Source organism: Gaiella sp., from assembly GCF_035558935.1.
Taxonomy (GTDB): domain Bacteria; phylum Actinomycetota; class Thermoleophilia; order Gaiellales; family Gaiellaceae; genus Gaiella.
In genome coordinates this window covers 1-12333 of record NZ_DATMBZ010000063.1, presented here as the reverse complement: position 1 = coordinate 12333, position 12333 = coordinate 1, and the positions used below count along the sequence as shown (strand labels likewise).

The window sequence follows — 12333 nt, the reverse complement described above, 5'->3', positions numbered from 1 at the left end:
TCGTGTAAAGGGCACTCCTGGACCTTGGTCTGGGCTTTCCCTCCCCATCGCCTCGGTCCCGCGACGAGTCACTACGAGACCGTGCCAACCTGCCGATAGAGAGGAGGAGACGCCCGCCACAGGAGCACGGATGACCGGAGACGACCAGGACAAGCGATCGACGCTGCTGACCTCGAAGGAGGTTGCCGCGCTGAACCGGGCGCGTGAGGTGTTGAAGCGCCTCGAGGACACGGCCTGGCGACAGTCGCTCGAGCACTACGACCCGTTCGCGGACGTGACCGCCTGGGACCTCGGGCGGCTGTCGGCCGCAGCCTCTGCGGCCGAGGACGCCCTCTTCCACGTGCTTTCCACTGCGCGGGCGAACTGCGGCGCGAAGATCACGGACGCCCAGTTGCGCGGCACGGTTCCGACCTCTGCGGTCCGACCCGAGCCTCATCAGTCGCTCCGAGGCAGCGGGCCGGCGAGCACACCGGAGGCTCGCGGCCCGATCCGAGCTGTGTGAGAGTCCCCTGGCGCCGGGGCCGCGTCAGCCGAGGCGCTTGTAGAGACGGTCCACGAGCGCTGGTGTCTCCTCGAGCTTCTCGATGATGATCCGCACGCGGACCTCGCGGAAGTAATCGGGCTTCACCCCGAGGGCCTTGCCGATCCGGGTGACGACGGCGGTCGAGGGCACCCGGCGGTTGCCGTGGACGATGTGGTTGAGATAGCCGGCGGAGAGACCCGTCTTCTCGGCCAGGGCACGGTACGTGATCCCCGTCTCGGCCATCAGCCGTTCGATCGCGGCCCCGAGGGGCTCGTTCGCATACGTACGCTTCTTCGCCGCCATCAGCCCGTCCCGGCCCAGTCAATCACAGACGCGCGGGCCACGCGCGCGTCGTCCGTGTCCGTCCGGTGCCGCACGTCGACGGCGTCGTCCTCGAGGGACCTCTTCCCCACCGTGACGCGAAGCGGGACGCCGAGCAGGTCCGCGTCGGCGAACTTCTCCCCCGGTCGCGCGTCGCGATCGTCGAGAAGGACCTCGCGGCCGGCGTCCGAGAGCTCGTCGGCGAGCGCGTCGGCGAGAGCGGCGACCTCGTCCGATCCGCCTGCGAGCGAGAGGACGTGTGCGTCGTACGGAGCGACCGACGCCGGCCAGACGATGCCGCGCTCGTCGTGGCTCTGCTCGACGATCGCGGCGAGCACGCGCCCCGGCCCGATGCCGTAGCTGCCCATCTGCATGGGATGCTCGACCGACTGCTCGTCGAGGTAGGTCGCGTCGAACGGAACGGAGTAGAACGTTCCGAGCTTGAAGATGTGCCCCACCTCGATCGCCGTGCGGAACGTGAGCGCCCCGCCGCAGTTCGGGCAGCGGTCGCCCTCGCGGGCGAGACGGATGTCTGCCACGACGCCGTGGAAGTCCCGGCCATGCTGAACGCCGCGCAGGTGGTACCCGGTTCGGTTCGCCCCCGCGACGAACTGACCCTCGCGAAGCGTCTCGTCCACGACGACCTCGCCGGTGAAGCGGACTGGACCGAGCGAGCCCGGCTCCGCGCCGAATGCCTCACGGATCTCCTCGACTTGCGCGGGCCGGACCGGAGCTCCGAGCACGGCCGCGAGCTTGGCGTCGTCGAGGCGGTCGTCGCCCCGGACGAGGGCGAGGACAACCTTCCCGTCGGCGACGACCGGCATCGCCTTCGAGGTCGCGGCGAGATCGATGCCGAGAAAGCCGGCCAGGCTCTCGCACGTCTCGATCCCGGGGGTCTCCACCTCGGTGGGCGCGGCGAGCGCCTCGGGGAGCTCCGGCGCCCGTGGCACGCCGCGCGCGATCTCGAGGTCGGCCGCGTAGTCGCCGCGCTCGCACGTGACCAGCGTGTTCTCGCCCGAGCCGGAGGGGGCCAGGAAATCGAGCGACTCGCTACCGCCCATCATCCCCGACTCGGCCTGGACGGCGACGGTCTCGAGGCCGCAGCGCTGGAAGATCCGCTCGTAGGCGCCCTTGTGCGCGAGAAACGAGCGGTCGAGCCCCGCCTCGTCACGGTCGAAGGAGTAGGCGTCCTTCATCACGAACTCGCGCACGCGGATGAGGCCGCCGCGCGGTCTCGCCTCCTCCCGCTCCTTCGTCTGGAAGTGGTAGAGGATCTTCGGCAGGTCGCGGTACGACCGGAGCTCGCGTGCGTGGAAGGTGATGGTCTCCTCGTGCGTCGCGGCGAGCACGAAGTCCCGCTCCGACGCGTCGCGGATCTTCATCAGCGAGTCGAACTTGTCGTAGCGGCCGCTCAGCTTCCAGAGCTCGGCCGGCGTCAGGACCGGCATCGACATCTCCTGGCCGCCGATCGCGTTCATCTCCTCGCGGACGATCTGCACGACGTTCTCGTGCACGCGCCAGCCCGCCGGCAGATACGTCCAGAGACCCGCGCCGACCTGGCGGATCAGCCCCGCACGGACGAGGAGCTTGTGGGAGACCGCCTCCGCGTCCGCGGGGTCCTCGCGGAGCGTGGGCAGGAAGAGCGTCGACTGGCGCTGCAGCATCCGTCAACCCTAGACGGCGGCGGGTCAGTCGTTCAGGCGGAGGAAGCCCTGGAGTTGCGTGACCTCGCCCTCCCCCGTGCCCCGCAGGACGAACGAGTCGAGCGCCGACAGGACGTCCTTCGCGTCGGCGGGCACCTCGGTCCCACTCGAGGCGGCCCCGACGAGTGGGAGAACGCCGTCGAGGTCAACGTAGAGGAACCCGCGGGTGCGCTCGCCCGGGGTCATGTCGACCGCCTCGGCCGCGCGCGCGAACGCCTCGCTGTCGACGAGCTTGGCCCCGTCGGCAGCAAACGTCCGGATGCCGTCGGCGCCCGTGGTGACGATCAGCGTCTTCTCGTCGAGCCGCGCGAAGGAGATGGTGACGTCACCGAGCACGACGCGGCGAACCTCCCGCCCGTCCTCGGTACGAACGGTCACCGTCCCCTGCGCCTGCCGGGCGAGCGTGCGGGCCAGGTCGTTCAGGGTCTCCCACGTCTTGTCGGGGTCGGGCGGCGCGAGGACGAGCGTCACCTCGGGCAGCTTCCCGCCCTTGCGGACGTAGAGCGCGCCCTCGCCGCTCAGGGAGTCGACGAGCCGCCCGAGCGGCACGCCGGTGAAGCGCTGGATCTGCTTCGAGAGCTCGTCGACGGAGACGCTGCCCTGGACGCGATCGAGGAGGCCCTGCGTCCCGCCGAAGGAGAGCGCCGCGACGGCATCCGCCGGGACGCGAGCGAAGAGCTCGGGCTGGTATCGCGTGTCGCTCCCGCCCGGCGTCCGCGTCGCGACCGTGAGCAGCATTCCGTCGTCCTTCGCCGTGAGCGCGGCCGCCAGCCAGTCGAGGCCGAGATCGATCTCCGACTTCGTGTCGACGACCTGGCCGAGCTCCTTCGAGAGCCGTCCTGTGTCGACCCAGACGCGCGCGAGCGAGTCGGCAGGGAGCGCCTCGAAGCCGTCGGTGAAGCGCTCGACGCCTTCGAGCGTCCCCGACCGGAGCGCGGCGCGGTATGCGTCGAGTGCGCTCTGACTCTGCGCGACCGCCTGCCAGTCGTCGACCGTGCCGCGGACGTACGTCGTGTCGCTCTTGTCGAGCAGTGCCTCGAGCTTCGACTCGTCCTCCGGCTGGACGAGGACGAGCGGCTGCTTGTCGGCCGTCGCGACCACCACGAGCTCGGGCCCGAGCGCGGGCCGGACGTCTACGTCCCAGTCGATACCCTGCTCGCGCAGGCCGGAGGCCACCGAGCCCGCCAATCCGTCGCGGAGGCCCGGGATCCGCTCCAGCAGGCTCGCCGTCTTCTGCCGCTGGTCCGAGCCCTCGTCGGTCGTCACCGTCGCGTACGCGAGGGCGTCTGCAGGAGCGAGTGAGGCAGACTCCGGAACCTGGCCGGTCTCACCCGTCTTTGCGCCGGCGCAGCCCGTCAGCAGGACGCCCGCGAGTGCGAGCAGCAGGACGATTGGTGAGATGCGCCGCAACATGCTCAGACGGTATCGGCCTCTACGGAAGGAATGTGAACGGGACCCGCCCGCGGGTCCTCACGGGGTCAGTCCCCTCCGGGGACGGACCCCACAGACCCCACAGACCCCATGGGGATGAGGCTCGCTTCCGCCATCGCGAGCGCGGCGGGCTTTGCGAGCTTGAGGCGCTTCGGACGCGGCATGCCGGCCTCGATCCAGCGGTCGATCTCGCGGAACAGCTCGTCGATCAGGACGGCGGACTCGACCTTCTTCAGGACGCGGCCGTGCGCGTACACGAAGCCGACGTCCCGCCCGCCGGCGATCCCGAAGTCTGCGTCGCCGGCCTCGCCGGGCCCGTTGACCGCGCAGCCCATCACGGCGACCTCGAACGCCTGCGGGTAGTCCCGGAGGCGCTCCTCGACGACGACCGCGAGGCTCTCGACACCGACGTTGTCGCGCCCGCACGAGGGGCAGGCGATCATCACCGGGCCGCGCTCGCGGAGACCGAGCGCCTTGAGAATCTCCCAGGCGACCTCGACCTCCTTGACGGGATCCGCGGTGAGCGAGACGCGGAGCGTGTCGCCGATCCCGTCCATCAGGAGCGAGCCCATCCCGACGGCGCTCTTGATCGATCCGGCGAAAGGCGTTCCCGCCTCCGTGACGCCGAGATGGAGCGGGTACGGGGCCCGGTCGGCGAGCATCCGATAGGCGCGGATCATCGTCGGCACGTGCGACGCCTTGACCGAGATCTTGAAGTCGCGGAAGTCGAGTCGCTCGAGGATCTCGACCTGCTCGAGCGCCTCGACGACGAGCGCCTCCGCCGTGTCCTCGCGGGCCAGCGCCTCCAGATGCCTCGGCAGCGAGCCGGCGTTCGCGCCGATGCGCATCGGGATCCCGGCCCGCTTCGCGGCCTTCACGACCTGCTCCGTCTTGTCCGGGCCGCCGATGTTCCCGGGGTTGATGCGGACCGCGTGCACGCCGGCGTCGATCGCCTCGAGCGCGAGCGAGGCGTTGAAGTGGATGTCGGCGATCACGGGGATCGGTGAGAGCCGCACGATGAGCGGCAGCGCCTTCGCGTCCTCGCGCTTCGGGACCGCAACGCGCACGATCTCGCAGCCGGCCGACGCGAGGGCGGCGATCTGCGCCGTCGTGGCCTCGACGTCGTGCGTCTTCGTCAGCGTCATCGACTGCACGACGACGGGCGCCCCGCCGCCGATCGGTATGCCGCCGACCCTGATCTGGTGCGGGCTCGCCATCGCCGGTCAGGGTAGCGGTGTGGTTCGGTGGGCGCGGCGTGCCGGGCACGAAGCCACGGTCGCCTCGGGCGTCGCCCGACGAGACAGGCAGCATGCGCGCCGTGACGCCGCTCGAGCCGCCACCCACGCCCTGGCGGCTCGAGGCGCCGCCCGACGACTCTTCGGGCGACCTCTGGGCCGTCGGAGCGGATCTCGAGCCGGGGACGCTCCTTGCGGCGTACCGGTTGGGCCTCTTCCCGATGCCGCTACGTGATGGGCTCGGCTGGTTCTCCCCCACGCGGCGCGCGGTCGTCCCGGTCGATCCGTTCACGCCGTCGCGGTCGCTGCAGCGGGCGGCACGGCGGTACGAGATCCGGGTCGACACGTCCTTCGCCGCGGTTGTCGCGCGCTGTGCGAGGCCGGGCGAGCCGACGAGCTGGATTGACGGCGCGATCATGAGCGCGTACGGCCGCCTCCACGAGCTCGGCTGGGCGCACTCCGTCGAGGCGTGGGACGAAGACGGCCTCGCAGGCGGTCTCTACGGCGTGTCCATCGGCGGTCTCTTCGCCGCCGAGTCGATGTACCACGAGCGCACCGACGCCTCGAAGGCGGCCTTCGTCGGTCTGGTCCGGCGTCTGCGCGAAGCGGGTGACGCCGACCGCCGGCTGCTCGACGTCCAGTGGCAGACGCCGCACCTCGAGCGTCTCGGCGCGGTCGAGATCAGCCGGGCCGAGTACCGGCGTCGACTCGTCGTCGCGCTGCCGCTCCCGTCGCCCCTGGCCTAGTCGCTCTCCTGACGCAACGCGTCAGGAAAGCCGCCCGATGTCGTTCGAGAGGCCGATGACGAACAGCAGCAGCACGAGACCGATCCCCACCACCGAGACGCGCTCGTAGACCTCCCGTCTGACGGCGCGGCCGCGGACGCCCTCGGCGATCGCGAAGACGATGTGACCCCCGTCGAGCGGCAGGAGCGGGAGGAGGTTCAAGAGGGCGATCGAGAGTGAGATCAGCCCGAGGACGAAGAGGAAGTTCTCGGTCCCTTGCTTCGCAGCGTCGGAGGACCCCTGGACGATGCCGACGGGGCTCGAGATCTGGTCGCGCCCGTCCCCCGTCACGAGACGGCCCAGCGAGGCGCCGATGTCGCGCGTCACGCGCCAGCTCAGCCCGAGCGATTCGCCGAGCGCCTGGTTCGCAGGCAGGCCCTGTCCCGAGAGGATGAATCCGAGCCGGTACGTGCCGTCGATCTGGCGCGCGGACGTCGGCGGGAGACTGACGCGCTGCCCGTCGCGCAGGACGACGACGGTCAGCATGCGGCCGTCGGAGCCGGAGATGAGTCGCGAGATGTCCTCCGGCTCGACCGGGGCGCCGTCGATCGAGACGATCCGATCGCCTGCCGCGAGCCCGGCAGCGGCGGCGGGCGTCCCCGAAGACACCGCCTCGACCCGTGTCGTGGCCTTCCCCGCGGACGTCATGAAGAGGCCGGTGAACAGGAGTAGCGCGAGCACGATGTTCGCGGCGGGACCGGCCGCGATCGCCGCGACGCGCTTCCACGTCGCCGCGCGCCAGTAGGCGTTCGGTCCGAGCCCGTCGTCGAGGTCGTCGAGCCCCTTCCGAAGGGTCGCGGCGGCATGCGACGGAAGCTCGCGCTCGTCGGCCAGCTCCCGCAGGACCCGCAGCGAGTCTCGTGCCGCGTCGTGGTCTCCGTCGGCCAGCGCGCCGCGCAACCTGCTGGCGGTGCCTTGCAGGGCGGGCGCCTCGCCGAGCGCACGCCCGATCCCCATGTCGACGTCGGCCGGCGACGGCCGGTGCATCCCGGGGATCTTCACGAAGCCGCCGAGCGGGATCGCGCCGACGCCGTACTCGATCCCGTTCTTCGTCGTCTTCCACACCGCGGGCGGGAAGCCGACATAGAAGCGGCGAGGGCGCATCCCGAGGCTGAGCGACACGGCGAAGTGCCCGAGCTCGTGGACGAAGATCAGGACGCCGAGGCCGACGATTGCGACGAAGATCGTCATGCGGGTTGCAGCCCCTTCGCCGCGAGGCGGCGTGCCTCCTCGTCGGCGGCGACGAGGTCGTCGAGGTCGCGGGCCGCCGCGGCGTCGATCCGCGCGAGCGTCTCCTCCACCACCTCGGCGACGTCGAGGAAGCCGATCCGGCCCTCGAGGAACGCGTGCACGGCGACCTCGTTCGCCGCGTTGTACGCGCACGGCGCGGTCCCACCCCGCTCGCCGGCTGCGCGTGCCAGCCCGAGCAGGGGGAAGGCGTCGTCGTCGACCGCCTCGAAGTCGAGGGAGAGGCCGACGAGGTCGAGCGGCTCCACCGGGGTCGCTGCGCGCTCGGGATACGTCAGCGCGTAGGAGATCGGCACACGCATGTCGGGCAGCCCCAGGTGCGCCAGCAGGGCGCCGTCCCGGAAGCGCACGAGCGAGTGGACGAGGGACGACGGATGCACGACGACCTCGATCGATGCGTACGGGACGCCGAACAGCCAGTGCGCCTCGATCAGCTCGAGGCCCTTGTTGGCGAGCGTCGCCGAGTCGACGGTGATCTTCGGCCCCATGCTCCACGTCGGGTGCGCGAGCGCCTCGGCGGGCGTCACCGCCGTGAGCTGCGAGCGGTCCCGCCCGCGGAACGGCCCGCCGGATGCGGTCAGCACGAGCCCGGACACGGTCGCAGCGTCGCACCCTGCAAGGCACTGGTGGAGCGCCGAGTGCTCGCTGTCGACGGGAAGCAAGAGGCCGCCGCCACGCGACTGGGCGGCGAGCGCCAGCTCGCCCGCGGCGACGAGGCTCTCCTTGTTCGCCAGCGCAAGCGTGACACCCTGCTCGAGCGCCCAGAGGGTCGCCCGGACGCCGGCGAACCCGACGACCGCGTTGAGGACGACGTCGGGCTCGCTCCGTTCGAGGAGCTCGATCGGATCGCCGCCCACCTGCGCGTGAGCGACGCCGTGTTCCTCGGACAGCGCGTCGAGCGGCGTCGACAGCGACTGGAGCGCACAGAGCTCGAGCTCGGGGTGCGCGGCGAGGACCTCGAGGGCCTGGCGGCCGATCGAGCCCGTGGCGCCGAGCAGCGCAACGCGTCGCATCCCGCACAGGATGCCTGACCACGGATGAAGCAGCGGTTAGGCGAGCGCGAGCAGCGTCACGTACGCCGCAGGCCCCGCCCAGAGCAGCGAGTCGACACGGTCGAGGACGCCGCCGTGGCCCGCGAGCAGCGTCCCGGAGTCCTTGACGCCGAGATCGCGCTTCACCGCCGACTCGAACAGGTCGCCCATCGTGGCGGCCAACGCGATCGCGAGGCCGAGGACGAGCGACTCCCCCGTCGTGACGACGTCCTGCTCGTAGAGCGCGAAGAACGTCACGAGGACGGCGGCAACCGTTCCCGCGACGAACCCCTCCCAGGACTTCCCAGGGGAGATGGCGGGCGCGAGGCGGTGGCGACCGATCGCACGTCCGACGAAGTAGGCAGCGGTGTCGTCGGCGAACACGGCGAGGAGCGTCGTGAAGATCAGCAGGCGTCCGTCGTCGGGAATGTCGCGGAGGAGCACGAGCAGCGACAGCCCTCCCCCAACCCACGCCACGCCGAGAAGCGTCACGGCGAACCCGGCCACCGCGTGCTGGCGGGCGCTCGAGACGAAGAAGACGAGGAGCGCAGCGGGTAGGGACGAGAGGATCCCCGCCAGCAGCCACGTCGTGCCGCCGAGCTGAGCCCCGAGGAGCGCGAGCACGAGCCCGATGTAGCCGCCGAGGACGATCGGCCTGAGTGCGCGGGCCATCGCGTACAGCTCGTGCAGCGCGAGCAGGCCCCCGACGACTGCGAGGCCGAACAGCCACCAGCCTCCGAGCCAGACGATGCCGAGGACGACCGGCAGCAGCACGGCCGCCACGACGATCCGCGAGAGAAAGGGGCTCACCGGAGCGCGCGCGCCCCGAAGCGGCGCTGCCTGGCGCTGTACGCGTCGACGGCCCGAGCGAGCTCCGAGGCGTCGAAGTCCGGCCACAGCGTGTCGGTGAAGACCAGCTCCGCGTAGGCCGTCTGCCAGAGAAGGAAGTTCGAGATCCGCAGCTCGCCCGACGCACGGATCAGGAGGTCGATCTCGGCGAGCTCCGGAGCGTAGAGCCGCGCGGCGAGCGCCGCCTCGTCCACCGCCTCCGCGGGCACGCCGTCCTCGATCAACCGCCGGGCGGCCTCGACGAGCTCCGCCCGGCCGCCGTAGTCGAACGCGATCCAGAGATGGAGCGTGTCGAGATGGGCGGTGCGCGCTTCGAGCAGCCGCATCTTCTGCTCGAGCCACGGCTCGATCCGGTCACGACGGCCGAGGAATCGCGTGCGGACCCCCTGCTTGGCGAGGTCGGGGAGCTCCTCGTCGATCGTCTCGGAGAGCAGCACCATGAGATCGGCCACCTCGTCGGTCGGCCGCGTCCAGTTCTCGGTCGAGAACGCGTAGACGGCGAGCGTCTCGATGCCGAGGTCGATCGCGGCCTCCACCACGCGCCGAAGCGCCCGCGCGCCCGCGCGGTGGCCCTCGGCGACGCTCACGCCGTGCGCCTCGGCCCAGCGGCCGTTGCCGTCCATGATGATGGCCACCACCCGCGCGTCGCGCGGCTGGTGGCTAGAAAGCCCTGGCTCTTCCCGGGCCACGCTCTTCTAGGAGGTTTGATCGCGAAGCGATCAAACCTCCATGATCTCCGCTTCCTTGTGCTTCAGGAGGTCGTCGACCCGCTTGACGTGGTCGTCGGTGAGCTTCTGCACCTGCGCCTCGGCGCGGCGCTCCTCGTCGTCACCGACGTCGCCGTTCCGGACGAGCTCCTCGAGGTGGCGCATCACGTCGCGGCGGACGTTCCGGATCGCGACCTTGCCGTCCTCAGCCGACCGGCGGACGACCTTGACGAGCTCCTTGCGGCGCTCCTCGGTCAAGGCGGGAATGGGCAGCCGGATGAGCTTGCCGTCGTTCGACGGCTGGAGCCCCAGGTCCGACTCCATGATCGCCTTCTCGATCGCCTTGATCTGGGACGGGTCGTACGGCTGGACGGACAGGAGCCGTGCCTCGGGCGCGCTGATCGTCGCCATGTTCGAGAGCGGTGTCGGCTGGCCGTAGTAGTCGATCGTGATCCGGTCGAGCAGCGCCGTCGAGGCACGTCCCGTGCGAACGCTGTTGAACTCTGTCCGCGTGTGCTCGATCGACGCGTCCATGCGCCGCTCGCAGCCCGCCAGGAAGTCCTCGATCGCCGTCACCTACGACACCTCCTCGTCCGCCGTTGTACGACGCAGCCTACGACGCGGCCGGGGGCGTCGCGACCACCGTGCCCAGCCGCTCCCCCGAGGCGACGCGCACGATGTTCCCCTCCGCCAGCTCGAAGACGTGGATCGGGAGGCTGTTGTCCATGCAGAGCGACAGCGCCGTCGTGTCCATCACCCTGAGGCCGCGCTCGATCGCCTCGAGGTGCGTCAGCTCGGGCACGAATCGAGCGGCCGGATCCTGGCGCGGATCGCCGTCGTAGACGCCCGAGACGCCGTTCTTCGCCATCAGGATCGCCTCGGCGCCGATCTCGAGCGCGCGCAGCGCGGCGGCCGTGTCGGTGGTGAAGAACGGGTTGCCCGTGCCCGCGGCGAAGATCACGATCCGGCCCTTCTCGAGGTGCCGCATCGCCCGGCGCCGGATGTACGGCTCGGCGACCTCGGAGACCTCCAGCGCGGAGAGCACGCGCGTGTCGGCTCCGAGCCGCTCGAGCGCATCCTGGAGCGCCAGCGCGTTGAGGACGGTCGCGAGCATCCCGGCGTAGTCCGCGGTGGCCCGGTCCATCCCCTCGGCCGCGGCGGAAATGCCGCGGTAGATGTTCCCGCCGCCGACCACGATCGCGAGCTCGAGCCCCTCCCCCTGGACGCCGACGATCTCGCGCGCGATCGCATCGACCGTCTTCGGGTCGGTGCCGTAGTCGTGGTCCCCCATCAGCGCCTCGCCGGAGAGCTTCAGGAGAACGCGGCGGAAGGCGGGAGCGGCGCCCGAAGGCGCCCGCTCCGCCAGCTCCTCGTGTGTGGTCACGCGCCTATTCTGCGACAGAGAGACGCTTGAACGCGACGACACGCGCTCCGGCCTCGTCCAGGGCCTGACCCACCGTCTTCGCCGAGTCGTGGATCCACGGCTGCTCGGTCAGCGTGCCGCCGGGCTGCATCGCGTAGAACCGTTTCGCGAGCATCCCCTGGACGATCTTCTCCTTCGCCTGCTCGGGCTTGCCCTGGAGCTCGTCCGAGTTGAGATAGACCCGCTTCTCGGCCTCGACGGTCTCGGCCGGGACGTCGTCCTTGCTCAGCCACTCGGGCGCCGCGAACGAGATGTGCATCGCCAGCTGGCGGGCGAGCTCCTCGCTGCCGCCCTCGAGCTTGACGATCACGCCGATCTTGTTCGCCGGCGGGTGCGCGTAGGCGTTGACGATCTCGCCCTCGCCGATCTCGTACCGCTCGGCGCCGACGACGACGATGTTCTCGCCGAGCTTCGCGCCGACGTCGACGCGATCCTGCTCGAGCGACTCGGTCGCCTCCGGCCCGTCCGCGTGCACGGCCTCGAGCACCTTCTTCGCGAACGCCTGGAAGGCCTCGTTGTTCGAGACCGGCTCCGTCTCGCAGCCGACGGCGACCATCGTCCCCGCGGCGTCGTCGATCCGGTAGCCGACGAGGCCCTCCGTCGTCGCGCGGCCGGCGCGCTTGGCCACCTGGGCCATGCCCTTCTCGCGCAGCAGCGTCCGCGCCGCGTCGAGATCGCCGCCCGTTTCCTGGAGCGCGCGCTTCGCGTCCATCATCGGCGCGCCGGTGGCGTCGCGAAGCTCCTTCACCTGGGATGCGGAAATGGTCGTGCTCACGCGCTCTCCTCCTCGTTCGTCTCGGCCGCCGGGGCCTCGACGGTCTCGGGCTCCGCGGGCGGCAGCTCCGCCTCGGCGACGGGCGTCGCGGGCGCGGCCTCGGCCTCGGGGGCCTCAGCAGCCGCCGGCGTTTCCGGCGCCTCAGCGGCCTCAGGGGCCGCCGGAGTCTCCGGCGCGTGAGCGGCCTCAGCGGCCGCCTCGGTGGCGACGGCGCCGTTGCCGTCCCCGTTCGTCGCAGCGGCCATCTCCTTCGGCGTCACCTTGCTCTGGCCGGCGGCGATCCCGTCCGCGATCGCCCTGAC

The 12333-nt window shown here is 71.1% G+C and carries 14 protein-coding genes; 2 read left to right on the top strand and 12 right to left on the bottom strand.

What is annotated here, in order from left to right:
• Nucleotides 1-130: 130 nt before the first annotated feature.
• Complete coding sequence (locus VNM44_RS06270) at nt 131-502, top strand: hypothetical protein (RefSeq protein WP_325623815.1); 372 nt, start codon at nt 131-133, stop codon at nt 500-502.
• A gap of 24 nt (nt 503-526) precedes the next feature.
• Here VNM44_RS06270 and VNM44_RS06265 read toward each other — a convergent pair whose 3' ends face one another.
• From VNM44_RS06265 to ispG, 4 genes are all read right to left on the bottom strand, one after another.
• On the bottom strand, nt 527-826 hold the full coding sequence (locus VNM44_RS06265) for a helix-turn-helix transcriptional regulator (protein ID WP_325623813.1): 300 nt from the start codon (nt 824-826) through the stop codon (nt 527-529).
• Entirely contained in the window at nt 826-2508 is a 1683-nt protein-coding gene (locus tag VNM44_RS06260) for a proline--tRNA ligase (RefSeq protein WP_325623811.1), read from the bottom strand. The genes VNM44_RS06265 and VNM44_RS06260 overlap by 1 nt, the downstream gene beginning before the upstream one ends.
• Before the next feature lie 24 nt (nt 2509-2532).
• Complete coding sequence (locus VNM44_RS06255; RefSeq protein WP_325623809.1) at nt 2533-3960, bottom strand: DUF3352 domain-containing protein; 1428 nt, start codon at nt 3958-3960, stop codon at nt 2533-2535.
• Between the two features lie 65 nt (nt 3961-4025).
• Nucleotides 4026-5195 (bottom strand): flavodoxin-dependent (E)-4-hydroxy-3-methylbut-2-enyl-diphosphate synthase, encoded by a 1170-nt coding sequence (gene ispG, locus VNM44_RS06250; RefSeq protein WP_325623807.1) that lies wholly within the window; start codon nt 5193-5195, stop codon nt 4026-4028.
• Nucleotides 5196-5287: 92 nt separating this feature from the next.
• Between ispG and aat the strand changes: the two genes are divergently transcribed.
• Nucleotides 5288-5959 carry a leucyl/phenylalanyl-tRNA--protein transferase gene (gene aat / locus VNM44_RS06245; protein WP_325623805.1) on the top strand — a complete coding sequence of 224 codons (672 nt, stop codon included), beginning with the start codon at nt 5288-5290 and terminating at the stop codon, nt 5957-5959.
• A 21-nt stretch (nt 5960-5980) separates the two neighbouring features.
• Here aat and VNM44_RS06240 read toward each other — a convergent pair whose 3' ends face one another.
• From VNM44_RS06240 to VNM44_RS06205, 8 genes are all read right to left on the bottom strand, one after another.
• A complete protein-coding gene (locus tag VNM44_RS06240; RefSeq protein ID WP_325623803.1) occupies nt 5981-7189 on the bottom strand; it encodes a M50 family metallopeptidase in 1209 nt (402 codons plus the stop codon).
• Nucleotides 7186-8259: a 1-deoxy-D-xylulose-5-phosphate reductoisomerase gene (gene dxr / locus VNM44_RS06235; RefSeq protein WP_325623801.1), complete on the bottom strand. Its 1074-nt coding sequence runs from the start codon at nt 8257-8259 to the stop codon at nt 7186-7188. The genes VNM44_RS06240 and dxr overlap by 4 nt, the downstream gene beginning before the upstream one ends.
• A 36-nt stretch (nt 8260-8295) precedes the next feature.
• Nucleotides 8296-9087, bottom strand: coding sequence for a phosphatidate cytidylyltransferase (locus VNM44_RS06230; RefSeq protein ID WP_325623799.1), 792 nt, complete (start codon nt 9085-9087; stop codon nt 8296-8298).
• Nucleotides 9084-9761, bottom strand: a complete 678-nt coding sequence (uppS, locus tag VNM44_RS06225) for a polyprenyl diphosphate synthase (protein ID WP_325623797.1) — start codon at nt 9759-9761, stop codon at nt 9084-9086. Before uppS ends, VNM44_RS06230 begins: the two co-directional genes overlap by 4 nt.
• 84 nt (nt 9762-9845) lie before the next feature.
• Nucleotides 9846-10367: a ribosome recycling factor gene (frr, locus tag VNM44_RS06220; RefSeq protein ID WP_414652960.1), complete on the bottom strand. Its 522-nt coding sequence runs from the start codon at nt 10365-10367 to the stop codon at nt 9846-9848.
• 79 nt (nt 10368-10446) lie between these two features.
• Entirely contained in the window at nt 10447-11199 is a 753-nt protein-coding gene (gene pyrH, locus VNM44_RS06215; protein WP_414652959.1) for a UMP kinase, read from the bottom strand.
• 22 nt (nt 11200-11221) lie between these two features.
• Entirely contained in the window at nt 11222-12031 is an 810-nt protein-coding gene (gene tsf, locus VNM44_RS06210) for a translation elongation factor Ts (protein ID WP_325623790.1), read from the bottom strand.
• Nucleotides 12028-12333: hypothetical protein (locus tag VNM44_RS06205; protein ID WP_325623788.1), on the bottom strand; the 306-nt coding region annotated here is incomplete at its 5' end. The genes tsf and VNM44_RS06205, both read right to left, overlap by 4 nt.

Coding starts and splice junctions, on each gene's coding strand:
- VNM44_RS06255 (WP_325623809.1), bottom strand. CDS start 3,960: ATGTTGCGGCGCATCTCACCAATCGTCCTGCTGCTCGCACTCGCGGGC.
- VNM44_RS06265 (WP_325623813.1), bottom strand. CDS start 826: ATGGCGGCGAAGAAGCGTACGTATGCGAACGAGCCCCTCGGGGCCGCG.
- ispG (WP_325623807.1), bottom strand. CDS start 5,195: ATGGCGAGCCCGCACCAGATCAGGGTCGGCGGCATACCGATCGGCGGC.
- VNM44_RS06240 (WP_325623803.1), bottom strand. CDS start 7,189: ATGACGATCTTCGTCGCAATCGTCGGCCTCGGCGTCCTGATCTTCGTC.
- dxr (WP_325623801.1), bottom strand. CDS start 8,259: ATGCGACGCGTTGCGCTGCTCGGCGCCACGGGCTCGATCGGCCGCCAG.
- aat (WP_325623805.1), top strand. CDS start 5,288: ATGCGCGCCGTGACGCCGCTCGAGCCGCCACCCACGCCCTGGCGGCTC.
- VNM44_RS06260 (WP_325623811.1), bottom strand. CDS start 2,508: ATGCTGCAGCGCCAGTCGACGCTCTTCCTGCCCACGCTCCGCGAGGAC.
- VNM44_RS06270 (WP_325623815.1), top strand. CDS start 131: ATGACCGGAGACGACCAGGACAAGCGATCGACGCTGCTGACCTCGAAG.
- frr (WP_414652960.1), bottom strand. CDS start 10,367: ATGGACGCGTCGATCGAGCACACGCGGACAGAGTTCAACAGCGTTCGC.